The 23,886-nt window shown below is 70.1% G+C and carries 29 protein-coding genes; 12 read left to right on the top strand and 17 right to left on the bottom strand.

All coding sequences use genetic code 11. From position 1 onward, the window contains the following. Positions 1–5 precede the first annotated feature (5 nt). Both ygfZ and QLQ12_RS35425 read right to left on the bottom strand, forming a co-directional pair. On the bottom strand, positions 6–1,046 hold the full coding sequence (gene ygfZ, locus QLQ12_RS35430) for a CAF17-like 4Fe-4S cluster assembly/insertion protein YgfZ (protein WP_282765167.1): 1,041 nt from the start codon (positions 1,044–1,046) through the stop codon (positions 6–8). Positions 1,047–1,181: 135 nt separating this feature from the next. Continuing rightward, the gene (locus tag QLQ12_RS35425) at positions 1,182–1,616 is read right to left on the bottom strand and encodes a Fur family transcriptional regulator (protein ID WP_282765165.1); all 435 of its coding nucleotides are present in this window, start codon (positions 1,614–1,616) and stop codon (positions 1,182–1,184) included. Between the two features lie 20 nt (positions 1,617–1,636). Between QLQ12_RS35425 and QLQ12_RS35420 the strand changes: the two genes are divergently transcribed. Further along, positions 1,637–2,383, top strand: a complete 747-nt coding sequence (locus QLQ12_RS35420; protein ID WP_282765164.1) for an aminotransferase class IV — start codon at positions 1,637–1,639, stop codon at positions 2,381–2,383. Between the two features lie 10 nt (positions 2,384–2,393). Here QLQ12_RS35420 and QLQ12_RS35415 read toward each other — a convergent pair whose 3' ends face one another. Then, complete coding sequence (locus QLQ12_RS35415) at positions 2,394–2,993, bottom strand: FABP family protein (RefSeq protein ID WP_282765163.1); 600 nt, start codon at positions 2,991–2,993, stop codon at positions 2,394–2,396. After that, positions 2,990–3,094 (bottom strand): small membrane protein MtfM, encoded by a 105-nt coding sequence (gene mtfM, locus QLQ12_RS35410; RefSeq protein ID WP_282765162.1) that lies wholly within the window; start codon positions 3,092–3,094, stop codon positions 2,990–2,992. Before mtfM ends, QLQ12_RS35415 begins: the two co-directional genes overlap by 4 nt. 14 nt (positions 3,095–3,108) lie before the next feature. Between mtfM and QLQ12_RS35405 the strand changes: the two genes are divergently transcribed. Next, positions 3,109–3,483: a DsrE family protein gene (locus QLQ12_RS35405; protein WP_282765161.1), complete on the top strand. Its 375-nt coding sequence runs from the start codon at positions 3,109–3,111 to the stop codon at positions 3,481–3,483. 19 nt (positions 3,484–3,502) lie between these two features. Here the strand turns inward: QLQ12_RS35405 and QLQ12_RS35400 are convergent, their stop codons facing one another. The 5 genes from QLQ12_RS35400 to QLQ12_RS35380 form a co-directional block, all read right to left on the bottom strand. After that, positions 3,503–4,258, bottom strand: a complete 756-nt coding sequence (locus QLQ12_RS35400; RefSeq protein ID WP_282765160.1) for a hypothetical protein — start codon at positions 4,256–4,258, stop codon at positions 3,503–3,505. Positions 4,259–4,378: 120 nt separating this feature from the next. Continuing rightward, on the bottom strand, positions 4,379–4,681 hold the full coding sequence (locus tag QLQ12_RS35395; RefSeq protein ID WP_282765159.1) for a type II toxin-antitoxin system PemK/MazF family toxin: 303 nt from the start codon (positions 4,679–4,681) through the stop codon (positions 4,379–4,381). Further along, positions 4,678–4,947, bottom strand: coding sequence for a hypothetical protein (locus tag QLQ12_RS35390; RefSeq protein ID WP_282765158.1), 270 nt, complete (start codon positions 4,945–4,947; stop codon positions 4,678–4,680). Before QLQ12_RS35390 ends, QLQ12_RS35395 begins: the two co-directional genes overlap by 4 nt. Positions 4,948–5,038: 91 nt before the next feature. Further along, positions 5,039–5,491, bottom strand: coding sequence for an NUDIX hydrolase (locus QLQ12_RS35385; RefSeq protein WP_282765157.1), 453 nt, complete (start codon positions 5,489–5,491; stop codon positions 5,039–5,041). A gap of 17 nt (positions 5,492–5,508) precedes the next feature. Further along, entirely contained in the window at positions 5,509–7,419 is a 1,911-nt protein-coding gene (locus QLQ12_RS35380) for an ATP-dependent DNA helicase (RefSeq protein WP_282765210.1), read from the bottom strand. A 155-nt stretch (positions 7,420–7,574) separates the two neighbouring features. Between QLQ12_RS35380 and QLQ12_RS35375 the strand changes: the two genes are divergently transcribed. Beyond that, positions 7,575–8,084: a DUF402 domain-containing protein gene (locus tag QLQ12_RS35375; protein ID WP_282765156.1), complete on the top strand. Its 510-nt coding sequence runs from the start codon at positions 7,575–7,577 to the stop codon at positions 8,082–8,084. Between the two features lie 27 nt (positions 8,085–8,111). Here the strand turns inward: QLQ12_RS35375 and sigJ are convergent, their stop codons facing one another. Next, positions 8,112–9,002: an RNA polymerase sigma factor SigJ gene (sigJ, locus tag QLQ12_RS35370; RefSeq protein ID WP_282765155.1), complete on the bottom strand. Its 891-nt coding sequence runs from the start codon at positions 9,000–9,002 to the stop codon at positions 8,112–8,114. A gap of 100 nt (positions 9,003–9,102) precedes the next feature. On the opposite strand from sigJ, the gene QLQ12_RS35365 reads away from it, so the two are divergent. The 3 genes from QLQ12_RS35365 (at position 9,103) to QLQ12_RS35355 (ending at position 11,769) form a co-directional block, all read left to right on the top strand. After that, positions 9,103–10,047 carry a PI-PLC domain-containing protein gene (locus tag QLQ12_RS35365; RefSeq protein WP_282765154.1) on the top strand — a complete coding sequence of 315 codons (945 nt, stop codon included), beginning with the start codon at positions 9,103–9,105 and terminating at the stop codon, positions 10,045–10,047. 84 nt (positions 10,048–10,131) lie between these two features. Beyond that, positions 10,132–10,758, top strand: coding sequence for a DUF47 domain-containing protein (locus tag QLQ12_RS35360; protein ID WP_282765153.1), 627 nt, complete (start codon positions 10,132–10,134; stop codon positions 10,756–10,758). 3 nt (positions 10,759–10,761) lie between these two features. Continuing rightward, positions 10,762–11,769 (top strand): inorganic phosphate transporter, encoded by a 1,008-nt coding sequence (locus QLQ12_RS35355; protein ID WP_282765152.1) that lies wholly within the window; start codon positions 10,762–10,764, stop codon positions 11,767–11,769. Between the two features lie 107 nt (positions 11,770–11,876). Here QLQ12_RS35355 and QLQ12_RS35350 read toward each other — a convergent pair whose 3' ends face one another. Then, positions 11,877–12,860, bottom strand: a complete 984-nt coding sequence (locus tag QLQ12_RS35350) for a Gfo/Idh/MocA family protein (RefSeq protein WP_282765151.1) — start codon at positions 12,858–12,860, stop codon at positions 11,877–11,879. Positions 12,861–12,987: 127 nt separating this feature from the next. Between QLQ12_RS35350 and QLQ12_RS35345 the strand changes: the two genes are divergently transcribed. Further along, positions 12,988–13,767: an NUDIX hydrolase gene (locus tag QLQ12_RS35345; protein WP_407651669.1), complete on the top strand. Its 780-nt coding sequence runs from the start codon at positions 12,988–12,990 to the stop codon at positions 13,765–13,767. Positions 13,768–14,052: 285 nt separating this feature from the next. Here the strand turns inward: QLQ12_RS35345 and pstB are convergent, their stop codons facing one another. The 6 genes from pstB to QLQ12_RS35315 form a co-directional block, all read right to left on the bottom strand. Further along, positions 14,053–14,829, bottom strand: a complete 777-nt coding sequence (gene pstB, locus QLQ12_RS35340) for a phosphate ABC transporter ATP-binding protein PstB (protein ID WP_282765149.1) — start codon at positions 14,827–14,829, stop codon at positions 14,053–14,055. Positions 14,830–14,841: 12 nt separating this feature from the next. Continuing rightward, the gene (gene pstA, locus QLQ12_RS35335; RefSeq protein ID WP_407651668.1) at positions 14,842–15,891 is read right to left on the bottom strand and encodes a phosphate ABC transporter permease PstA; all 1,050 of its coding nucleotides are present in this window, start codon (positions 15,889–15,891) and stop codon (positions 14,842–14,844) included. A 118-nt stretch (positions 15,892–16,009) separates the two neighbouring features. Then, positions 16,010–17,080, bottom strand: coding sequence for a phosphate ABC transporter permease subunit PstC (gene pstC, locus QLQ12_RS35330; protein WP_282765147.1), 1,071 nt, complete (start codon positions 17,078–17,080; stop codon positions 16,010–16,012). 44 nt (positions 17,081–17,124) lie between these two features. Further along, on the bottom strand, positions 17,125–18,216 hold the full coding sequence (gene pstS, locus QLQ12_RS35325) for a phosphate ABC transporter substrate-binding protein PstS (protein ID WP_282765146.1): 1,092 nt from the start codon (positions 18,214–18,216) through the stop codon (positions 17,125–17,127). 344 nt (positions 18,217–18,560) lie between these two features. Continuing rightward, positions 18,561–19,451, bottom strand: a complete 891-nt coding sequence (gene mshD / locus QLQ12_RS35320) for a mycothiol synthase (protein WP_282765145.1) — start codon at positions 19,449–19,451, stop codon at positions 18,561–18,563. Positions 19,452–19,466: 15 nt separating this feature from the next. Continuing rightward, on the bottom strand, positions 19,467–20,183 hold the full coding sequence (locus tag QLQ12_RS35315; protein WP_282765144.1) for a winged helix-turn-helix transcriptional regulator: 717 nt from the start codon (positions 20,181–20,183) through the stop codon (positions 19,467–19,469). A 280-nt stretch (positions 20,184–20,463) separates the two neighbouring features. On the opposite strand from QLQ12_RS35315, the gene QLQ12_RS35310 reads away from it, so the two are divergent. From QLQ12_RS35310 to QLQ12_RS35295, 5 genes are all read left to right on the top strand, one after another. After that, entirely contained in the window at positions 20,464–21,456 is a 993-nt protein-coding gene (locus QLQ12_RS35310) for a hypothetical protein (RefSeq protein WP_407651667.1), read from the top strand. Between the two features lie 72 nt (positions 21,457–21,528). Continuing rightward, complete coding sequence (locus QLQ12_RS35305; protein ID WP_282765142.1) at positions 21,529–22,320, top strand: LmeA family phospholipid-binding protein; 792 nt, start codon at positions 21,529–21,531, stop codon at positions 22,318–22,320. Positions 22,321–22,389: 69 nt separating this feature from the next. Next, positions 22,390–22,467, top strand: a complete 78-nt coding sequence (locus QLQ12_RS47205; RefSeq protein ID WP_346265167.1) for an Ms5788A family Cys-rich leader peptide — start codon at positions 22,390–22,392, stop codon at positions 22,465–22,467. Between the two features lie 185 nt (positions 22,468–22,652). After that, on the top strand, positions 22,653–23,501 hold the full coding sequence (locus QLQ12_RS35300) for a sulfurtransferase (protein WP_282765141.1): 849 nt from the start codon (positions 22,653–22,655) through the stop codon (positions 23,499–23,501). A gap of 2 nt (positions 23,502–23,503) precedes the next feature. Further along, the gene (locus QLQ12_RS35295; RefSeq protein WP_282765140.1) at positions 23,504–23,848 is read left to right on the top strand and encodes a DUF1416 domain-containing protein; all 345 of its coding nucleotides are present in this window, start codon (positions 23,504–23,506) and stop codon (positions 23,846–23,848) included. The last annotated feature ends 38 nt before the right edge of the window (positions 23,849–23,886 follow it).

Genomic DNA, 23,886 nt, shown 5'->3' with positions numbered 1-23,886 from the left:
ACGACTCACTCAGGGTCGATGGCGGCGGCCGACTCCCCCACGCTCAACCGGGCGTCGTCAGCGACGTTGCGCTTGACCACGGCCAGGGCGATCATGCCGAGTTCGTGGTGGCGCACGGCGGTGCCGACGAAGCCGACGGCTCGGCCGTCCAGCTCGACCGCGGAGCCCTGAGCCGGCGGATGGTCGGTGGCCACCCCGTCCAGGTGCAGCAGGACCAGCCGGCGCGGCGGACGGCCCAGGTGATGCACTCGGGCGACCGTCTCCTGTCCCCGGTAACAGCCCTTGTCCAGGTGCACGCCGGCGGCCAGGAAACCGGCCTCGGCCGGCAGGGTCCGGTGGTCGGTCTCCCAGCCCAGCCGTGGCAGCCGGCGGGCCACCCGGATCGCCTCGTAAGCCCAGAGCCCGGCCCGTGCCACGCCGAGCCGCTCGGTCACGGCCGGCGCATCGGACCGTGGCACCAGCAGGTCCACCCCGAGCGGAACCCGCCTGGCCAGGCCGCCTTCGAAGGCCCGTACGGCATAGCGGCTCGTCGCCTGGGCAGGGACCGACCCGGCGGCGAACTTGGCGCCCGGCACCGCGCCCACCCGGGGTTCCGCGAGGTCGGGGAAGAGCTCGGCCGCGCCCGGGCCGACCAGCGAGAGGACCGCCATCTCGGCACTCGCGTCCCGGGGCTCGACCTGGGTGAAGAACCGCATCATCTCCAGGTACCGCAGCAGGCCCGCGCCCGCGCCCGGCTCGGTGTCGAGCCACGCGGTCGTCCCGTCCTCGGCGATGAGGGCGTGCTGCTCGATGTGCCCGTTGGGTGAGAGGACGAGCAGCTCACTGCCCTCACCGGCGCTCAGGCCGGACAGGTGCTGGGTGGTCAGCGTGTGCAGCCAGCTCGCCCGTTCCACGCCGGGAACCGCGATCACCGCACGGTTCGACCGGTCGACCAGGCCGACGCCGGTCTCCAGCAGGCGCTGCTCACGCATCGGGTCGCCGAAGTGGGCGGGCACCCCGGCGTCGGGCGAACCCGGCTCCAGGTCCTCAATCGTGACGACGGTCACTGGACGCCTCCTGATAGTCGCCAGTGCCCACGAGGGCTCCTGGCAGTAGCCGGTCGCCGATGCCCGCGAGGGCTCCCGGCGACAGCCGGTCGCCGGGGCGCACAGGGGCTCCCGGAAGTAGCCGGTCGCCGGGGCTCACGGGGTGTCCTTGCAATCGCCGCAGAGGCCGAACAGCGAGACGTGACCCACGTCGACCCGGAAGTCCCGCTCGCGCAGGAGCAGGCCGGTGACCGGGTCCATCACCGCGGGGTCCACCTCGGCGATCGAACCGCACGACCGGCACACCAGATGGACGTGCTGGTCGTCACCCGCCGGGTGATAGGTCGGCGAGCCATGCGATAGATGGGTGTGGTTGACCAGGCCGAGTTCCTCAAGCAGCTCCAGGGTCCGGTAGACCGTGGTGATGTTGACGCCGGCGGCCCGCTCACGGACCGCGGTGTGCACCGACTCGGGGGTCGCATGACCGAGTTCGTGCACCGCCTCGAGGATCAGCTGACGCTGGGGAGTGAGTCGCAGGCCCCGCTCGCGGAGCATGGCGGCTAGCGATGTGGCGGACACGTGACGAAGCATAGTTCGCTAGATTCGCAACGGTGACGGAGCGCATCCTGGTGACACCGGCCGACCTTCTCGGCGACGGCGTCTTCGAGACCGTGGATCTCCGGCCGTCCGGCCCGTGGCTGCTCGAACAGCACCTTTCCCGGCTCGTCCGGTCCGCCGCGATCCTCGGCCTTCCCGAGCCGGATCTCTCTCCCGTGCGGAACCGCGTTTTCGAGAGCACGGGGGCCCTGCGGATCATCTATACCCGCGGCCTGCTGAACATGTCCGTCTCCCCGATCCCCGACGGGCTGCTCCGCGAGCGGCGGGAGGGGGTGCGGACGATCAGCGCCGACCTCGGCGTCTCGATCCGGCGGCGTCCGCCGTGGTCGATCTCGGCGGCCAAGTCGCTGTCCTACGCGAGCAATTTCGCCGCGCGCCGCTGGGCGGCGCGGCAGGGCGCCGACGACATGATCTGGCTTTCCACCGAGGGGTACGTGCTGGAGGCGCCCACCGCATCCGTGGTCTGGCTGGCGGGCGGCGAGCTGTGCACGGTCTCGCCCGCCGAGGCCGGCATCCTGCCCGGGATCACCGCGCTGCACCTGCTGTCGCTCGCCGGGCCGGCGGGCCTGCGCGCCTCGGAGCGGATGGTCACACTGGACGAATTGGCCGCGGCCGAGGCGATCTGGCTGGCCTCGTCACTGCGCGGGCTCGCCGAGGTGACGAGTCTGGACGGGGTGCCCCGGGCACGTTCGCCCTGGACACCCCGGTTGCTGGAATTACTGGGTTTCCCGGTCGACTGATCGACCGCGGTCAGCCGCCGATGCGCAACAGACGCGCGGACATGTGCGGCTTGAGACCGCTCTGGTCGACCGCGATCTCGTGGGCGTAGAGCAGCGCGCCCTCGACGATCCCGAAGAGCCGGTGCCCACCGGTCACCGGCAGGCCCGACGGCGTGTAGGCGACCGCGTCCGCCGCCATCTCCAGCCGGGTCGTGGCCGCCTTGCCCAGATAGAGCTCGGCCACCCCGTCCGGCCGGATCATCGTCGCCTCCATCTCGTCGCCCGGACGGCCGTCGACCAGCACCGGCCGCCAGAACCCGGACTCGACCAGCGCCTTCCCGATCGGCGTCGACTCGTCGTCGAGCAGCCAGGCCCGCGACTCGTAGCGCAGGAAGGACCGGCCGTCGTGGCTGATCCGCACCTCCTGCGCGAAGTTGTAGTCGTCCTCGTTCGGGAACCCACCCTGGCCGCGGCCCCGCCACAGCCCGACGAACGGCAGCAGGCCGAGCAGCGACGGGTGCAGGTCCGGGCCGGACCGCAGGTCGTGGGTGTCCTCATAGGGGTAGGGGCCGACCGGAGGCGCGTTGAGCCACGGCGGCGGTCCCAATGGGTTTTCCGTCTCGTTGCTCACCAGCGTCCCCTCGAAATGCGCAATGCCAGATAGCCGAACCCGCCGGCCAGCCCGCCCAGGGCGGCCACCAGCAGGCTCACGAACCCGATCTCCGTAACCATGACCGGCCCATCTTATGCTGGCCGGTATGGCACGTTTGCTGGTCGTCAAGGCCACCGCCGGAGCGGACGCTCCGGAGCGCTGTTCCCAGGCGTTCACCGTGGCGGCCACCGCCGTCACCGCCGGAGCCGAGGTGTCGTTCTGGCTCACCGGGGAATCCGCCTGGTTCGCCCTGCCGGGCCGGGCCTCCGAGTTCGGGCTGCCACACGCCGCGCCCCTGCCTGACCTGCTCACGGTGCTGTTGGAGGCCGGCCGGGTCACCCTCTGCACCCAGTGCGCGGGCCGCCGCGGCATCGGCCCCGACGACGTCATCCCGGGCATCCGCATCGCCGGCGCCGCGGTCTTCGTGGAGGAGATCATGTCCGACGGAGCCCAGGCCCTCGTCTACTGACGCGTCTCACGGCGGGCTCTCAGCCCGCGCGGCAGCCTGTGGTCACGCTCACCCGCAACCGCTCACCCACACTGGTGACGACGACCGATTCGGACCCGGCCCGGTACGCCCAGCCGCCCGCTTCCACCCACACCGGTTCTGTCCCATCCGGGACACCGCGGGGTCCACTCTCCGGCCCGGCCGGTCCCGCGTCGGCCTCGAAGGTCGACAGCGTCCCGCCGCCCGGGCAGACGACCGCCCGGCTCGCCGGCACACCCGTGCCGCCGCCCGCCCCGATTCCGGCGACAGTGGCATCGAGAAGCGCCGGCACCGCTCCGACCGCCGGATCCGCCCGGTCCAGCTCGCTCCCGGACGGCCGGCACCCGGTGAAGATCTGCACGGTCAGCACCTGGTCGGCGGCGTGCGCCTCCGCCTCGACCCCGACGTGCTCTCCCGCGTCCGCGAAGAGTGACAGCAGGGTGGCCCCACGGCTGGCGAGCACCCCGGCCCGGTAGTCAGCCGGCAGCCCGTCGGCGATCGCGTCGAGCGCGGCCCGGGCGTCGCCTTCCGGCACGTAGAGCGTCACATCACGGGTGGCTTCCTGCCCGTCGCGCACCGGGGTGATCGCACAGTCGTCGACTCGCAGCTCACCGAGACGCAGCACCCACCGCTCCGCCTGAGCGGCCGCGACCACCGCACCGGACGCCGCACGCAGCCCGGACAGCGCCTGCCCGATGTCACGCTGCTCAGGAACGGTCGGCGGATCGTGACGCACCGACCAGAACACGCCGGCCATCAGCACGACGACCCAGCCGGCAACCGCGACCCACGTCCACCGACGCCGCCGCCCATCCCGAACCGGCGGCGGATACCCATACCCCGGCCCCGTCACGGCAGCCATGGTGACACGCACCGCTCAAAGATCGAGCGCCGCCCGGAGCGCGATATCGACGTCTTCCTGACTCGCGGGAGCAAGAACCGCGGTGCGCGACGTGAGGTAAGCCTTGTCGACCTGGCCGACATGATGCGCGAGAAACGTCCCCAGCGGCTTTCCCCCGCTGTCGGCTACAGCCGGCATGGTCAGGTCAGGCTCGTGAACGTCCGACAGCGGGACGACGAGCACTCCTGCGTGACGGTGGTTGATCGCATCGTTTCCGACGATGACGACGCTGCGCTCATGACCGAGGCGAACCGCGGTCCAGACGTCGCCGCGCCTCACGCCGCATCCAGGCCGAAGATGCGATCCATGGTCGCCTCCGCCCAGCCTGGCGGCTCGTCGGGATGAAGGTCGTATTGCTCCGCGCTTGTCTCCGCAGCCTCTTCGATGGCCTTGTCCCAGGCCACTCGGGACAACCACTCGGAGAGGGAGACGCCTTTGGCTTCGGCCGCCGCGCGTGCGACGAACAGCGCCTTACGCTGGAGGTCCACAGTCACCGGCTCGAATTCCCGAGCGTGGCGTGATGCCTCGCTCTCAGCACTGGGCATGTGACCAGCGTATGCCGGAACGTCTGCGAAAGCACTGGTCACGCCTGGGCAATTGCTATCTCCACCTGTCATGGAGCTAGCTTACAAGCGACTAGGGATAGGGGCGAGGGCCACGAGTCTCACCATTCGAAGAACGGACAAGGGACGCATATTCCGGGGAGACGAGAAACCGCTCGATCATCTCGGCGCTTCCGGGAGTGAAAGGCCGGCCCAGGACCTCCGCTGCCGGCACGAAGATCATCGCGGCGCCCTCGCCGAGAACCACGTCCTCCTGCCTTGCCGAGGTCGACCCGTAGAAATAGTTCTTGACCCGCCGCTGCTCGGGCAGCTCCTGCCGGGCGAAAAGCCGCAAGGCGCCGTCAGGCCGCAGCCGGGTCTCCTCCCATAGCTCCCGGCTGGCGCCCTCCTCGGGAGTCTCGCCGTCTTCCACAGCACCGCCCGGAAGACCCCACACGTTCGGAAAGAACGGCGCCTTGTCGTCCCGCAACTGCAACAGCAACGCTCCGTCCCGATCCACCAGGAACGTGCACGCGATCAAGAGCACAGCGAACCCCTCAGCTCTCAGCTCTGGGCCAGGCGGCGCAGGGCGCCCTCGGCGACGTCGGGACGGGTCGTGTACCAGAAGGGGGGCAGCGACTTACGCAGGAAGGCGCCGTAACCGCGGGCCGTCTCCAGGCGGGAGTCGAGGACGGCGACCACGCCCTTGTCGCCGGTCGAGCGGATCAGCCGGCCGACGCCCTGTGCCAGGCGGACCGCCGCGATCGGAACGCTGACCGCGGAGAACCCCGAGCCGCCGGACGCGTCGACCGAGGCCGCGCGGGCGGCGGCGAGCGGCTCGTCGGGGCGGGGGAACGGCAGGCGGTCGATGACGACCAGCTGGCAGGCGTCGCCGGGCACGTCCACGCCCTGCCAGAGCGACATCACCCCGAACAGGCAGCTCGCCTTGTCCTCCTTGAACTTGCGGACCAGGATCGGCAGCGTCTCCTCGCCCTGCAGAAGGATCGGCAGATCGGTCTTGGCCCGCAGCAACTCGGCGGCCTGTGTCGCGGCCTTGCGGGAGGAGAAGAGCCCGAGGGTCCGCCCGCCGAGCGCCTCGACCAGCCGGAGCAGTTCGGCTCCGGCCGCGTCCGGCAGGCCGGAGGCGGCGGGGCGGGGCAGGTGGGCCGCGACGTAGAGGATGCCCTGTTTCGGATAGTCGAACGGCGACCCGACGTCGAGCGAGGTCCAGCCGTCTTTCTCGGGGGCGCTCCCGTCCGCCCCGGGGGCTGACGCGGGCAGCCCGAGCGACCGGGCGACCGTGTCGAACCGCCCGCCCAGGGTCAGGGTGGCCGAGGTGACCACGACGGTGCGGTCCGCGTACAGGTTCTGGCCGAGGGTGCCGGCGACCGAGAGCGGCGCGACCACCAGGGCCCGCCGGCCGCTGCCGAGGTCGGATTTCTCCACCCAGGCGACGTCGTGGTCGTCCTCTTCCAGCAGGCGCTGGGCGGTGTCGGACAGCTCGTCGAGGACCGCCTTGGCCTGCTGCTTGCCGACCGGGTCGGAGTCGTCGGACTTGATCTCGCCGATGGCGCTGAGACCGGCCCGGGTGGCCGACTCCAGCATGGTGACGGCCAGGCGCAGCCGCTCGGGCAGGCCGTCGGTGAGCCGCCCGGCGGGCAGGTCGGCGAGGCCGACGGTGAGCGCGTCGGCGGCCTCGGCCAGCGCCTCGGCGGCGGCCGGGGTGATGACGGTGCGGGAGCGGCGGCCGGCCCGCTCGACGGCCTCGGGGGTGATCTCGGCCTGCGCGGCGGAGGAGACCCGGTCGGCGAGCTCGTGCGCCTCGTCGACGATCAGCAGCTTGTGCGGCGGGACGATCTGCCGGTCGGCCAGCATGTCGACGGCGAGCAGGCTGTGGTTGGTGACGACGATGTCGGCCTCACGGGCGCGAACCCGGGACGCCTCGGCGAAGCAGTCGGCGCCGTAGGGGCAGCGGGCCACCCCGACGCAGTCGCGCGCCGGCATGGACACCTGTTTCCAGGCGAGGTCCTCGACGCCGGGGTCGAGCTCGTCGCGGTCGCCGGTCTGCGTTTTCGCCGCCCAGGCCTGGACCCGCTGGATCTGCTTGCCGAGCCGGCCGGCCTCGCCCAGCCACTGCCCGGCCTTGGGCGCGACGGGCCCGGCGTCGAAGAGAGTGTCGGTCTGCCCGTCCTCGTCGGCGTGTTCGAGTTTCGCCACGCAGAGGTAGTGGTGCCGGCCCTTGAGCACGGCGAAGGTGGGTTTACGCCCGAGGACCGGCTGGACCGCCTCGGCGAGCCGGGGCAGGTCGTGCGCCACGAGCTGGTTCTGCAGCGCCAGGGTGGCGGTGGAGACCACCACGGGGCCGTCGACGAGCAGGGCGGGGGCGAGGTATCCGAGGCTCTTCCCGGTGCCCGTGCCGGCCTGGACGAGCAGGTGCTCACGGTCCCTGATCGCCTTGTCGATGGCCTCCACCATGGCCTGCTGGCCTGGGCGGGCGGACCCACCGGGAACCGCACCGACGGCGGCGGCGAGCAACTGCTCTGCGGTGGCTTTCTTCCTGGAAGCTGCGGGCACGGAGGAACCGTACCCGCCACCACCGACAGAACCGGGTCACCGCTAGGGTGCAAGCCATGCCGAGCGAGATGGTCCGGGTCATCTACACGAAGTACGACGGTTCGGCGCATCGCGATTACCCGGCACGTCGTCTGGCCGAGGACGACCTCGGCATCTGGGTCGGTGTGACCCGTGGCACCGCGTCTGTCTACCACGGCCGCCCGTCTGTCGAACAGATCCCGTTCGTCCTGCTGATTCCGCATCACGCGTGGTGGACCGGCATGTTCAACCCGCCCCCGCGGACCAGCGAGGTGTATTGCGACATCACCACCCCGGCCCGCTGGGAAGGTGACACGGTCCACATCATCGACCTCGACCTGGACGCGGTCCGCCGCCGCGAGACAGCCGTGGTGGAGCTGCGTGACGAGGACGAGTTCGCCGTGCACCGGGTGGCGTTCGGTTACCCGGACGATCTGGTGGAGCACGCCTTCGCGGCGTCCCGGCAGCTGATGGCGGCGCTCGGCGACGGCTCCGAGCCGTTCGCCTCGCATTACCGCAAGTACCTCCTCCAAGTGACCCAGCAGTAGTGCGGGTTCCCTCGGCGAAGACCGCTCTTACGGCATGTCGCGGGCGAAAATCAGCTTCTCCGGGTTCTGCTGGTTGAAGACGCCGGTGATCCGGCCCTCGTGGACCGCGACCGTGACGACCACGAACAGACTGTCGCCGTCCCGGTGGGTGGCGCGGAGCATCATCGCGGCGGAGCCGTTGACCAGGACCGGGTCCACCTTGATGTCGGTGAGGTCGGCCAGCCGGTGAGTGAGCAGGCCGGCGAAGAACCGGGCCACCTTGTCGGCCCCGAGGACCGGGCGCAGCGCGGTGCGGACCACTCCGCCGCCGTCACCGATGGCGACCACGTCGGGGGCGAGTACGGCGGCGAGGGTCCGCATGTCGCCGCCCTGTGCCGCCGCGAGGAACGCGGTGAGCACCCGCCGCTGCTCGGCGAGCCCCGCGGTGTGCCGGACCCCACCGTCGGCGACCGCCCGCCGGGCCCGTGACGCGTGCTGGCGGGCCGCCGTGGGTGTGCTGTCGAGGACCGCGGCCACCTCGTCGAACGGCACGCCGAACGCGTCGTGCAGGACGAACGCCACCCGCTGTTCGGGGGTGAGTCTCTCCAGGACCACGAGCAGGGCGATGCTGACCTGGTCGGCGAGTTCGGCCTGGCCGGCGGGGTCGCTGTCGGGTTCGATCACGAAGGCGGGGAGCCACTCGCCGGGGTACGAGGTACGCCGTACCCGCGCCGAATTGAGCTGGTCCAGGCAGATGCGTGCGGTGACGGTGGTGAGCCACCCGCGCGCGTCTCGTATCTCTTGGGTCTGCTGCGCGTAGCGCAGCCAGGCCTCCTGGACCGCGTCCTCGGCTTCGGCACGGCTGCCGAGCATCCGGTAGGCGACGGCCATCAGGTAGGAGCGCTGGTCCTCGAACTCGACCGCGGAGGGTGACGGCATGAAGGGAATTGTGCTCGACATTTGCCAGCCTGCGAGTATCAGCTGTGCCACAGTATGAAACACCCATAACGTACGAATCGGATGGTGCGTGGTGCAGGACATGGCGACTATCGCCGGCGGACTGGCCGGTCTCGCCGGCGCGGGAGGCGCGGTCTCGGTCGCGGTGCTCCGCCGCGCCCGCCCCTGTCTCGCCGCCGGTCACGCGCTGACCGGCCCGGACGCGACCGACCCGCTGCCCGGGGTGCTCAAACTCCGGCTGGCCGGCCTGACGGTACGGGTGGCGCCCGGCCCGCACGGCGAGCTCTTCCTCGGCCCCGGTCAGCCCCAGCCGGGCCGTACCCTGCGCCGTCTCGTCCTGGCGCCGCTCTTCGCCCGGGCCGCGGCCGCCGGCGGCCGGATCTGGCCCGACCAGCGGGCGCCGTTCCGGCTGGTGATCGAGTTCGGCGGGACGAACCGTGATCCGGCCGCGCTGCTGCGCGCCTACCGAATGCTGGACCGGCAGCTCCAGGACCACGCCGGCCTGCTGAGTCGCTGCCGTGACGGCGTGCTGACCCCGGGCGCGGTGACCGTGACGGTGACCGGCGCCGTCGACGTGCGTGACCTGCTCGCCGCACAGGCCGAGCGGTACGCGTTCGCCGACGGCACGTTCGACGACCTGGGCTCCCGCTCCACCCCGCCGTCGCTGGCGCCGATGGTCAGTGAGTCGTGGACCCGCCGGTTCGGCTGGGACGGCCAGGAGCCGATCACCGCCGAGGAACGGCACCAGCTGCACGCTCTGGTCCGGGCCGCGCACGACGACGGCCGTACGGTCCGGATCGCCGGCCTGCCGGACGGCACCAGGAAGGCTCGCGCGGCGATCTGGACCGAGCTCGGCGCGGCCGGGGTGGACGTGATCGCCGACACCGACCTGACCGGACTGGCCCGCCACCTACGCCGGCACCCGGTGGCCAGCCCTCCCCGCCCCCATCTTCCGACCAGGGCGGCCCGCCGTTCCGCACCCCGTCCCCACGCTCTCCGAACGCCGGGAAGTCATGAACCGGTTTAAGACCCGTCGCGAAGGGTGATCTCGCGAGGACCGATAGCATGCGTCCGGAGATCCATTCAAAAGCCGTCGATCGAGGTCCGCGTTGTGAAGTTCTCATTCCGCCCCGTCGAGGGGGCTTTCTACGAACTCTTCACCAGGGCCGCGGCCAACCTGGTCAAGGGCACCGAGCTGTTGAACGAGCTGGCGCTGCCCGGAGTGGACGTCCAGTCGGTCGCCGACCGGCTGAGCGATGTGGAACACGACAGCGACTCCATCACGCACGAGCTCTACAAGAAGATCAACTCCACCTTCATCACCCCGTTCGACCGGGAGGACATCTACTCGCTCGGCTCTCAGCTGGACGACGTGATGGACCACCTGGAGGCGGCCGGCAACCTGCTGTACCTCTACGGCCTGACCGCGCTGCCGTCACTGCCGCGGGAGATGCACGAGCTGGTCACCGTGCTGGACCAGCAGGCCAAGATCACCGCGGAGGCGATGCCGCGGCTCAAGGCGATGAAGAACCTCGAAGAGTACTGGATCGAGATCAACCGCCTGGAGAACGACGGCGACCGCGCCTACCGGATGCTGCTGGTCCGGCTCTTCTCCGGCGAGTACGACGCTCTCACCGTCCTGAAGATGAAAGAGGTCGTCGACGAGCTGGAAGCCGCCTGCGACGCGTTCGAGCACGTGGCGAACACGGTCGAGACCATCGCGGTCAAGGAGTCCTAGAGCGTGGATCCCGAATTCGTCGCCGTCGCGGCGGTGATCCTCGCCGCGATGGCGTTCGACTACACGAACGGCTTCCACGACGCGGCCAACGCCATCGCGACGAGCGTCAGCACCCGCGCGCTCACCCCGCGGATCGCGCTCGCCATGGCCGCGGTCGGCAACTTCATCGGCGCGCATCTCGGCACCGAGGTGGCCAAGACCGTCGGTGACGGCCTGGTCGACCTGCCACTCGGCATCCCCAGCCTGGGCATCGTCTTCGCCGGCGTGCTCGGCGCGATCACCTGGAACCTGATCACCTGGTACTTCGGGCTGCCGTCGAGTTCGTCGCACGCGCTCTTCGGCGGCCTGGTCGGCGCCACCCTCTTCGCGACCGCGGGCACCGTGCAGTGGGACAACATCATCAACAAGGTGCTGATCCCCATGGTGGTGTCGCCGTTCGTCGGGCTGGCGCTGGGCTTCGTCATGATGGTCGCGATCATGTGGATCTTCCGGCGTGGCCACCCCGGCCGGCTCAACCGCGGCTTCCGGCTGGCGCAGACCGCCTCGGCCGCGGCGATGTCCATCGGCCACGGCATGCAGGACGCGGCGAAGACCATGGGCATCGTGGTGCTGGCCCTCTACACCGGCGGCTTCCAGTCCGACTCCGAGCACATCCCGGAGTGGGTCTACTGGACGTCGGCGACGGTGCTGGCGGCCGGCACCTACGCCGGTGGCTGGCGGATCATCCGCACCCTGGGCCGCAAGATCATCGACCTGGGCCCGGCGGAGGGGTTCGCGGCCGAGACCGTGGCCAGCTCGGTGCTGTACTTCAACGCCCTGGTCCTGCACGCGCCGATCTCCACCACCCACACCATCACCTCGGCGATCATGGGCGTGGGCGCGACGAAACGGCTCAACGCGGTCCGCTGGAACGTGGCGGGCAACATCGTCATCGCGTGGATCACGACATTCCCCGCCGCCGCCTTCTTCGCCTGCGTCTTCTACTTCATAGTCCGCCCGCTGTTCGCCTAAAACTCCTCCACCCACCCGCGATCTTGTCGCTTTGCTGCGCACCGTCTTCGTGGAACTCCACAAGATCGGAATGGGATGGGGGGTGAGAGGTCGACTGCGGAATTCGTCTAGCTGCGGTAGACGACGCCTACCTGTTCGCGCAGCGCGTCCAACAGGGCCATCACCTCGAGTGTGGTGGTGTGCGGGACCAGCGGGCTCTCCAGCTCACCGGCGAGCAGGGCCCGCTGCACCTCGGCCGCCTCGAACTGGTAACCGCTGCCGGAGAACGGGAACTCGAACGTCTCGGGAGCGCGGCCCGGGCGGTTCAGCACGAACGACCGCGGCACGAAGAAGCCGGACGGCAGGTCGATCCGCCCGGCCGTACCGGTGATCGAGGCCGCGTTCCGGCTCTCGCCGTTGATGCTGCACGTCAGCGCCGCCACCGCCCCGGCCTCGTAGCCCAGCAGCACACCGGTGTTCTCGTCGACCCGCTCCGGGGTGAGGTGCGCCCAGGCCTGCGCGAACGCCGGCACGCCCAGGATCAGGTGCGCCAGGTGGATCGGGTAGACGCCGACGTCCAGCAGCGCGCCACCGCCGAGGGCCGGGTCACGCAGCCGGTGCGACGACTCGAACGGGCCCTGCAGCCCGAAGTCGGCGTGAAGGGCGCTGACGTCACCGATCGCGCCCTCGGCGACCAGCTCGGCGATCTTGCGGATGGCCGGGTTGCAGCGCATCCACATGGCCTCCATCAGGAACACCCCGCGGGCCCGCGCCGCCTCCACCAGTTGCGCGGCGGCGGACAGGTCCAGGGTGATCGGCTTCTCCACGAGGACGGCCTTCCCGGCCGCGACGCAGAGCATCGCCGCTTCCAGGTGGAAGGCATGCGGAGTCGCCACGTAGACCACGTCCACGCCGTCGTCGGCGGCCAGGTCCGCGTAGGAGCCGTGCGCACGGGCGAACCCGTACCGCTCCGCGAACGCCTGCGCGCTCGCGGCGTTGCGCGAACCCACCGCGGCGAGTTCCGCGCCCTCCACCAGTGGCAGGTCCGCTGCGAATGTGCTGGCGATCCCGCCGGGGCCGAGAATGCCCCAACGCACCTTCTGTCCAGTCATGATCGATACCGTATCGCCCGGAACCGCACCGGCGGCTCGATACCGGACCGCACAGGCCACGCCGGGCGGTGTGATGACCCGTGACCGGCGCGGCGCCGGATGGAAGGATCGACGGGTGACCGACCCGATGACGCTTCCGCCCGCAATGTCGCAGCGCGCACGCGAATTCACCGGACCACCCGCCCCGGCCCGTCCGGCGGCCACCGTGGTCCTGCTCCGCCCGCACGGCGACACCTACCAGGTCTACGTCCTCCGACGCGCCACCACGATGGTGTTCGGGGGCGTCTACGCCTTCCCCGGCGGCGTCGTCGACCCCACCGACCAGCCGACCACCGTCCGCACCGACTGGTCCGCCCGCCTCGGCGTCCCCGACGAGCAGGCCCGGGCCGTCGTCGGCGCCGCCGCCCGCGAGCTCTTCGAGGAGGCCGGCATCCTGCTGGCCGGCCCGCTCAGCGAGCCGGACCGCACCGTCACCGCGACCGGCGCCCCCGACTGGGAGGCCGACCGGGCCGCCGTCCAGCGCCGCGAGATCACCATGACCGAACTGCTGGCCCGCCGCTCCCTGCGCCTCCGCGACGACCTGCTGCTCCCCTGGGCCCGCTGGGTGACCCCCGACTTCGAACCCCGCCGCTACGACACCTGGTTCTTCGCCGCTCTGCTCCCCGAGGCTCAGACCGCCCGCGACGTCTCCGGCGAGGCCGACGGCACCGCCTGGATCGACCCGCACGCCGGTGATCTGCCGATGCTGCCGCCGACCCGCCGCACCCTGGACCAGATCGCCGCCTGCCGCTCCATCCCCGACGTGGTCGCCGCCTCCGCGCACCGGGACGCCGCGACACCCATGAACCCGCGCATCGAGATCACCGCCGACGGCCAGGTCACCGTCCATCTGCCGGACCAGAACTGAGAACACCCCATCGGGTACGAGCCACCCCGCCCACTGAACCGGGGCCGTCCCGCACTACGACGCGAGGTCCGCGTCACTCCCGGCCGCAGCGCGCGCACCGGGCTGCTGCGCGGTCACCGGCCACGGGATCAGCGGCGAAAGTCGCGGCAGGGCCGGCAGTGGCGCGGACCTCGCGGTGTGGTGCGGGACGGGCCGATCTCGGTGGGGGCGGTGCAGCCGTACCGAAGGATGAACGCCGGCCCGGGCGGACCCGGACCGGCGTTCATCGCGAGGAACCGACGCGGCTCAGCCGAAGCGGCCGGTGATGTAGTCCTCGGTCTTCTTCTGCGTCGGGTTGCTGAAGATCTTCTGGGTGTCGTCGTACTCGATCAGGCGGCCCGGGTCGCCGGTCTTCTCGATCGAGAAGAAGCCGGTCTTGTCGCTGACGCGGGCGGCCTGCTGCATGTTGTGCGTGACGATGATGATCGTGAAGCGGTCCTTCAGCTTGAACATCAGGTCCTCGATCGCCAGCGTCGAGATCGGGTCGAGCGCGGAGCACGGCTCGTCCATCAGCACGACCTGCGGCTCGACCGCGATGGTGCGGGCGATGCAGAGCCGCTGCTGCTGACCGCCGGAGAGGCCGGCGCCCGGCCGGTCGAGGCGGTCCTTGACCTCGTCCCACAGGTTCGCCGAGCGCAGCGACTTCTCGGCCGCGTCGTCCAGGAGCGACTTCTTCTTGACGCCGTTCAGCTTGAGGCCGGCGACCGCGTTCTCGTAGATCGACATCGTCGGGAACGGGTTGGGCCGCTGGAAGACCATGCCGATCATGCGGCGCACGGCGGTGACGTCCACGTCCGGGTCGTAGATGTTCTGGTCGTCGATGGTGAGCCTGCCCTCGATGCGGGCGCCCGGCAGTACCTCGTGCATCCGGTTGATGGACCGCAGGAAGGTCGACTTGCCGCAACCGGACGGGCCGATCAGAGCCGTGATCGTCTTCGGCTCGACGGTCATCGAAACGCTGTCGATGGCCTTGAAGGAGCCGTAGTAGGAGGAGACGTTGCTCGCCTCGATGCGCTTGGCCATTGATGACACCTCTTAACGGGACAGCTTGTTGCGGCGGGCGAGCAGCTTGGCGGAAACGGTCAGGACGAGCACCAACGCGACCAGGGTGAGCGCGGCGGTCCAGGCGCGGTCCGGCGCGAACTTCGAGCCGTCTCCGGCCTGCTGGTAGACGAAGAGCGACAGCGACTGCTGGTTGCCGGCGAACGGGTCCATGTTGATCGCCGCGGCGCCGCCGGCGACCAGCAGGACCGGGGCGGTCTCACCGGCCGCACGGGCGATGGACAGCATCACGCCGGTCACGATGCCGGGCAGGGCCGTCGGCAACACGACCCTGAGGATCGTCTTCCACTGCGGCACGCCGAGCGCGTACGAACCCTCCCGCAGCGGGCCGGGCACCAGGCGCAGCATCTCCTCGGTGGAACGGACGATCGTCGGCAGCATCAGGACCGCCAGGGCCAGCGAGGCGGCGAAGCCGGAGAAGCGCGGCTGTCCGTCGTTGAACCACGGACTGACGATCAGCACCCAGAAGGAGAGGATGAAGAGGCCGGCCACGATCGACGGGATACCGGTCATCACGTCGACGAAGAAGCGGACCGTGGCGGCGAACTTGCCGCGGCCGTACTCGACGAGGTAGATGGCGCCGAGCACGCCGAGGGGCACGGCCATCAGGGTGGCGAGGCCCACCTGCTCCAGGGTGCCGACGATGGCGTGGTAGGCGCCGCCGTTGGCGTCCCGGGCACCGATGTTGTTCATCGAGGTGCCGAAGAAGTCACCGTCGAGGCGCGCGGCGCCCTTCGAGATGAGCGTCCAGACCACCGAGGCGAGCGGCAGGATCGCCAGCAGGCACGCGGCGTAGATCAGCGACTTCATGGTCCGGTTGCGCGCGGCCCGGCGGCCTTCGATGCGACCCGCCACGACGGAGAGGCCGACCAGGTAGAGGGCGGCGCCGAGGACGACGACCAGGACCCAATTGCCGATGCCGAGGCCGAGCACGACCGCGGCGGCGACCACGAACGCGGCCACCGCGACCAGCACGTTGGTGACGACCGGGAGCTTCTTGCTCCGGATGTTGTCCGGCGTCATCACGACACCGGGGATTTCGCGCTCAATGAGGCTCATCGGTGCTCACCTGGCATGCCCTTCTGGCCCTCGCCTGCGAGGTTGTAGTGCGGGGCGGCCGGGTGCCGCTCGGTGCCGGCGGTCATGCCGCGTTGTCCCGGAACTCGCGACGGCGGTAGATGATCGCCCGCGCCGTCATGTTGACCACGAGTGTGATGGTGAAGAGCACCAGACCGGAGGCGATCAGAGCGCCACGGCCGGTGTCGGTGGCCTCGCCGAACGAGTTCGCGATGTTGGCGGCGATCGAGTTGCCGCCGTTCTCGATCAAGTTGAACGAGATGTCGAAGGCGACGCTGAGGGTCAGCGCCAGGGCGATGGTCTCGCCCAGGGCGCGGCCGAGTCCGAGCATCACCGCGGCGATGACGCCGGGCTTGCCGTACGGCAGGACCGCGGTCCGGATCATCTCCCAGCGGGTGGCGCCGAGAGCCAGGGCCGCCTCCTCGTTCATACCCGGGGTCTGCTGGAAGACCTCCCGGGAGAGGGAGGTGACGATCGGCAGCACCATGATCGCCAGCACCAGGCCGCCGAGCATGACCGACTGGCCGAACGGGCCGTCGCCGCCGAAGAGCGGGATCCAGCCGAAGTACTCGTTGAGCCAGAGCGAGAAGTCGCGGACCGGCACCTGAAGGACGTCGCGGCCCCAGAGTCCGAAGACGACACTGGGCACGGCCGCGAGCAGGTCGATCACGAAACCCAACGGGGTGGCCAGCCGCTTGGGCGCGTAGTGCGACAGGAACAGCGCGATGGCCATGGCGATCGGCACCGCGACGATCAGCGCGATGATCGAGCTGAGCACGGTGCCGAAGGCGAGCGCCGCGATCCCGAAGGTGGGTCGCGCGTCGTTCGGGGCCCACTCGAACTGGGTCAGGAAGTCCCCGTTGTTGGCCTGGAGAGCCGGAATCGCCTTGGAGATCAGGAAGACGGCGATGGCGACGATGATGACCAGCACCATCGCGCCGGAGGCTGTGGACAGGCCGCGGAAGCCCGTCTCGATCGAGAAACGGGACTTCTTGGCCAGAACGCCACCGCCACCGAGCGGGGGCTCGTTGAAATTGCTCGGGGAAGAGCCGTAGCCGGCGCCCCGGGCATGACGCGGAGTCATGCCCAGGTCGCCGGCGGTGGCGTTCGCCGAGCGGGAGGGGTTGTCACCCATCTGCGCGCTCGCTGTCGTCTCGGAGGGATTGACGAGGGGTCAGGTCAGGCGATTGCGGCGACCGACTCGGCGACCTTGGCGCGCAGGGTCTCCGGCAGCGGGGCGTAGCCGACCTTCGCCAGAGCCTTCTGGCCCTCGGCGCTCGAGGTGTACTTCAGGAACGCCTGGACCTCCTTGGCCTTGCCGCTGCCCTTGCTGCAGGCGATCTCGTAGGTCACCAGGACGATCGGGTACGCGCCCGGCGTGGTGGTGGCGTAGTCGATCGACAGCGCGAGGTCGCCGTCCTTGCCCTTGATCTCGGCGTTCTCGAAGGTCTTGCCGGCGCTCTCACCGGACAGCTCGGCGTACTCACCGGCGCCGTTCTTGATCTTCGCGGTCTGGAGGCCGAGGTTCTCCGCGAACGACATCTCGACGTAGGAGATGGTGTTCGGGGTGGTCTTGACCTTGGTCGCGATACCGTCCGACTTCGCGATGGCGGTGCCGCCCGGGGCCTTCCACGCCTTCGCGTTGCCGTAGGTCCAGTCCGCCCCGGCGGCCTTGCTCAGGTACTTGGTGAAGTTGTCGCTGGTGCCCGACTCGTCAGCGCGGTGGACCGACTCGATCTTCGCGTCCGGCAGGGTCTTGCCGGCGTTCTCGGCGGCGATCGCGGGGTCATTCCACTTGACGATCGCGCCGGAGAAGATCTTGGCGAGAAGGGAGGGCGAGAGCTGCAGACCGTCGACACCCTGGACGTTGTAGACGACGCCGATCGGGCCGATCACCATCGGGAGGTTGAGGGCCTTGCCGCCGACGCACTTGGCGTCGGCCTTCGTCTGCTCCTCCTCCTTCAGGGCGGAGTCGGAACCGGCGAAGTCGGCGGTGCCGTCGGTGAAGGCCGCGATCCCCGCGCCCGAGGCGGTGCCCTGGTAGTCGACCTTGGAGTTGGCGCACTTGGTCTGGTACGCCTTGATCCACTCGTCCATGGCGTTCTTCTGGGCGCTGGAGCCCTGAGCCGTCAGGCTGCCACTGACGCAGCTACCCGCAGCAGCGGACGTGCCACCGGCCGCCGGCTCGACGTTGTCCGAGCCGCACGCGGTGAGCGCGAAAGACGCAGTCAAAGCAATGCCGGCCACGAAACCGGACCGCTGGAGCTTCACGGTAGTCCCTTCAGATCATCTGCAGCCGGTCGCTCACCGGCTCACATGGGGAAAGCTAAGAGCGCCAAGTGACCGGATCCCCGGTCGCAAATGAACTGGGGGTGAACACGTCGGCCCCGGAAGGTAGCTATCCTCTGAGGGCTAGTTGTCCGTTAAGTGAACCACGCGCTTGCTAGGCGATATGCCGGAAATTTCCGGCGTACCGTTACCGGCTCGACACAGTGGCTTGTCCGTGGCGTTATCCGCGGCAGAGCAGAGCCGTCGTGGGCACACCTGACAACCGCGGATCTCTGGCGGAGAGCAGGCGCACGACGAGTCACCGATCGTCGCCCCGCGGCCCCGGGTCAACGGCGGTAGTTCACGTCCGTCTTGTAGACCTCGAAGCCGAGCCGCCGGTACAGCTTCACGGCAGCGGTGTTCGACTCGTCGACATAGAGGCTGGCGACGGTCAGGCCGGCCCCGGCCAGGTGACGCAGACCGGCCACGCTCAGCGCCGCGCCCAGCCCACGACGGTGCCCCGCCGGGTCGACACCGAGCACATAGATCTCGCCGATCGCCGGCTCGTCAGCGGTGGCCGGGTGCACCTTGGTCCAGTGGAAGCCGGCCAGGGCGTCCGTGATGTCCACGGCGAGCAGGAAGCCGGCCGGATCGAACCACGGCTCGGCCTGCCGGGTGCGCAGATCGTCCAGAGTCCAGCGGCCCTGCTCCGGGTGGTGCGCGAAAGCCCGCGCGTTGACGTCGAGCCAGGCCTGCTCGTCGGAGCCGGGGCGGAACCCGCGGACCGTGACGCCGTCGGGCAACGGAATGTCCGGCAGAGGATCGAGTAGGGAGCGGCGCATCTGCCAGAGCACCCGGGCGCGATCGAAACCGTTGCGCCCGGCGAAGGCCGCCGCGCCCAGATCGTCGCCGTGCGCCCAGAACCGCATCGGACCCGGCCCGGCGGCCGCCAGCAGAGCGGTGCCGAACCCGGCGCGGCGGTGATCGGGGTGGACGATCAACTCGCCGGAGGGTTCGGCGGAACTGTCCAGGAAGGCGTAACCGGCCAGCCGGTCGGCGGCATACGCGAGCAGATGCCGGCCCTCGTAGGGCACATCGCCGCGAACCCGCAGCACGACGTCCTCGGAGAGCGGATAGACGCCGTCCAGGTGGCCCGCGGCCGCGGCCAGGGCGAGAACGTCGTCCACCTCGGACGGCGACAGCCGGCCCGTGACACGGACCGGCTGTCGAATCGTCATGAGGGGACTCCGGGGTCAGACCGGCAGCGAGACGTGCTCGTTGTCGGGGAGCTGACGGCCCGAGGGGGGAACCACGAACTTGTAGCCGACCTGGCGAACCGTGCCGATCATCGACTCGTACTCCGAGCCGAGCTTGGCGCGCAGACGCCGGACGTGCACATCGACCGTGCGGGTGCCACCGAAGTAGTCGTAGCCCCAGACCTCGCGCAGCAGCTGGTCGCGGGTGAAGACCCGGCCGGGGTGCTGGGCTAGGAACTTGAGCAGCTCGAACTCCTTGTAGGTGAGGTCGAGCGGGCGGCCCTTGAGTTTCGCGGCGTAGGTGTCCGGGTCGATGTTGAGCTCGCCGGCCCGGACGGAGCCACCGGCTCCGGCGGTCGCGTTGTTGAGGCGGCCGACCGCCAGGCGCAGCCGGGCCTCGACCTCGGCCGGTCCCGCGCTCGCGAGGATGACGTCGTCGACACCCCAGTCAGCGTTCAGCGCGATCAGGCCGGCTTCGGTGACCACCGCGATCAGCGGGACACCGATGCCGGTGGCGTGCAGCATGCGGCAGGTGGCTCGTGCCTCCGACAGCTCGGAACGAGCGTCGACCATGACGGCGTCAGGGCTGGGGCCGGAAACCAGGGTGCGAACGTCACGGGGGGCGGTGCGAACCGAGTGGGGCAGAAGGTCCAGGGCGGGCAGTACGGCGGAAGGCTCACCAGCACGTGCCGTGACCAGCAGAAGGATCTCCACACTCACCTCCGTCCTTGCGGCTCGAAGCCGCTCGGGTGACCCGGTCTGCGCAGCTGGAGGCTTCGCCACCGGAGAATGGGGCCCGGCGTCACCGACGGGTGGGTTGCGCTTACCTTAACCGATACATCAGCCCCGGATACCGGCTCGCACTCGCAAGTGATGTAGAGAACGCCGGGAAGGTGGCCGAACGGCCGATTCTTAACCGGCCTTTTACCCGACCGGCGCAGCGATTGGGCCGACGGGTGTGGGGTCTGGCACGATCGCAGTCGTGTTCCCCTCGATGCCGAACGACGACCCCTGGGACGCCGAAGCCTCCCAGCAGGTCGCACGCTTGAACCCGGGCCGGCCCAAGGCCGGGTTCTACGGCGCCGTCCCGGAGGAGGACGAGGGCGTTCAGCCGCCCGGGTCCGAGGACGAGGACGAGGAGTTCGAGGAGATCGAGGTCCTCCCGGTCCGGCCGAAACTGTCCGCCGCCATCGGGGGCTTCGCCGCGCTGCTGGCCCTCGCCCTGATCGTCGGCGCACACGCGACCGGGCCCGGCTCGCGGGTGTCGTACGCCGTCGTGCTCTTCGGGGTGCAGTTGCTGGGCCTGCTCGCCTGGATCATGGCCCTGCGCCCGCCGGCGGCCGGTGTCACCGCGTCGGTCGTCGCGCTGACCGCGCTGGGCGCCGACTACCTCGCGGTCACCGGGGAACCGGGCGAGCTGCTCCCGATGTTCCTGACGGCTCTCGGCGGTTTCACGGTGGCGATGGTCGCCCAGGTGGTGCGGGCCGGGGACCGGCAGCGCGCCAAGGACTCGTGGCGCAGCACTCTTCTCATCGTCGGCGGCGCCACGGCGTACGCCACCCTGATCACTCTCACCCGGGAACCACTCGGCGCGCAGGCGATCCTGGTCTGCTGCACCGGCGCCGGCATGGCGCTGCTGGTCGCCCGGCTCACCGACGCGGTCTTCCCGAAACCGCGGATCGCCGCGCAGGTGGCGCGCGGCGCGACCGGCATCGTGGTCGGCGCCATGCTGGGCACGCTGACCTCGGCCATGCTGGGCAGTTACCTGGTGCTGCCGTTCACCCCGGGGAAGGGCGCGGTGCTCGGCCTGGTCGCGGCGGTCGCCGCGCACCTGGTCGACCTCGCGGTCAACTTCGGCGAGGCGGGGCGCCGGCTGGCCGGCGAGGCCCCGACCTTCTGGGTGGCCCGGCACATGCAGGGTCCGCTCGGCGGTCTCGCCCTCACCGCCGTCGCCGCGTACGCGTCGGTGCACTGGTACCTCTCCTGACCCTTCGGTTTCGCTGAACCCTGGAGCCGGGCATGTACGTTTCCCAGGGCAGCCGGTGATTCGGGAGGAACAGTGGCCGAGGTGTACGGATCGGAACGTCCCCGCCGCCGCCGGGGGCGCGCACCCTTCTTCGTGGTCCTGTCGTTGCTGCTGATCCTGCTGGTGGGACTGGTCGTGGTGGACCGGGTCGGCGCGTCGTTCGCCGAGAACGTGCTGGCCGAGAAGGTGTCCCAGGAGGTGGCGAACCAGAAGGCCACCAGCGGCCCGCCCCAGGTGACCATCGCCGGTGTCCCGTTCCTCACCCAGGTCCTGGCCGGTGAGTACAAGGAGATCCGGATCGAGCTGCCGGACTTCTCCGCGCCGGCCGGCACCGGCCAGGACGTCCGGATGGACCTGCTGGACATCCGTGCCCGCGACGTCAGCGCCCCGCTGAGCGCGCTGCGCTCCGGTCAGGGCGCGGTGGTGGCGGGGTCGGTCACCGGCACCGGCACGATCGGCTACGACCTGCTCGCGAGCGCGACCGGCCAGGAGGGTGTGACGCTGGCCGAGAAGGACGGCAAGGTGGTCGGGTCGGCGAAGTTCAAGATCACGCAGACCCAGTCCGTCGACCTGTCCGGCACGGCCGAGGTGAAGGCCGCCGACGGCAAGGTGCAGGTGCGTTTCACCGATGTGACGGCCCGCGACCTGCCGAACATCCCCGGCGCCCAGAGCCAGATCAACGCTTTCGCGCAGCAGATGGCCTTCGAGTTCAAGGTGCCGAAGCTGCCGATGAACCTGGTGGTGCAGGAGCTGAAGCCGCTCCCGGAGGGGCTGCGGGTCACCTTCGGGGCCAGCGATGTCACCCTCGCCGCGGGCGGGGTGTGACGACCGTCCGATCCCGGATGGTGGTCGGTCCTGTTCCGAGGGTTGAGCCCGCTGGTAGGGTCGTTTCCCATGAGCCTGTTGCTCACGAAAAGGCGCGCGATTGATCTGTGTCGCGTGGCCGCGTGCCTGTGTCGCCCTGTCAACTGACGGGGCCATTCAGTGCTGAGCACCTTCTCCCGCTCTAGCTAGCCCAGGGCAACTTCTAGCCCGGCAGTGGCGCCGTCGCACAGCAGCCCGTGATCCCACCTACCCATGGGTCCGCGCGGAGTGCGACACCAAGCTCTCTCCGTGCGCTGACTCTCCTCCACCCACCTTCCATAGGGAGTGAACCGATGAGTCGCGACACCGCACTCGTCTCGGCCGAGTGGGCCGAGCAGAACCTGGAAACCCCTGGCCTGGTCTTCGTCGAGGTCGATGAGGACACCACCGCCTACGACGGCGGCCACATCCCCGGCGCGATCAAGCTGGACTGGAAGAAGGACCTGCAGGACCCGGTCCGGCGTGACTTCGTCAACCAGGAGCAGTTCGCCGCTCTACTCTCCGAGCGCGGCATCTCCAACGACGACACCGTGATCCTGTACGGCGGCAACAACAACTGGTTCGCGGCGTACGCGTACTGGTACTTCAAGCTGTACGGCCACGAGGCGGTCAAGCTGATCGACGGCGGCCGCAAGAAGTGGGAACTGGACGCCCGCGTCTACACCAAGGACGTCCCGGTCCGGGCGGCGACCACCTACGTGGCGAAGGCGCCCGACCTGTCGATCCGCGCCTTCCGTGACGAGGTCGTCCAGGCCATCGGCGTGAAGAACCTGGTCGACGTGCGCAGCCCCGACGAGTTCGCGGGCCGCCTGCTCGCGCCGGCGCACCTGCCGCAGGAGCAGTCGCAGCGGGCCGGCCACATCCCGACCGCGATCAGCGTGCCGTGGAGCAAGGCCGCCAACGAGGACGGCACCTTCAAGTCCGACGAGGAACTCGCCAAGATCTACGGCGAGGCCGGCCTGGACGGCAGCAAGGACACCATCGCCTACTGCCGCATCGGCGAGCGCTCCTCGCACACCTGGTTCGTGCTCAAGGAGCTGCTCGGCCAGGAGAACGTGAAGAACTACGACGGTTCCTGGACCGAGTACGGCTCCCTCATCGGTGTGCCGATCGCCCTCGGCGACGAGCCTGGAAAGGCCTGATCATGACTTCTCCCGCTACCAACATCGCCACCACCGCGGCCGGCTGCGCCGCCCCTGACCAGTCCGCGCCCCTCCCCAGCAGCGTGGACCTGGCCAAGGAGACCGTCATCACCGGCATCGTTCGCAACGCCGAGGGCGAGGCCGTCGGCGGCGCCTACGTGCGCCTGCTGGACGGCTCCGGCGAGTTCACCGCCGAGGTGGTCTCCTCGCCCGAGGGCGTCTTCCGTTTCTTCGCGGCTCCCGGCTCGTGGACCGTGCGGGCGCTCAGCCGGCACGGCAACGGCGAGCTGGCCGTCGACGCCGCCCGTGGCGTCAACGACATCGCGCTGAACGTCGCCACCGCCTGACCCACGCTCTGTCGCACCGAAAAGGGGGACCCTCCGGG

The sequence above is a fragment of the Actinoplanes sandaracinus genome, from assembly GCF_030009775.1.
GTDB lineage: Bacteria > Actinomycetota > Actinomycetes > Mycobacteriales > Micromonosporaceae > Actinoplanes > Actinoplanes sandaracinus.
The sequence above is the reverse complement of the archived record's forward strand: the minus strand, read 5'-3'. Positions and strand labels throughout refer to the sequence as shown.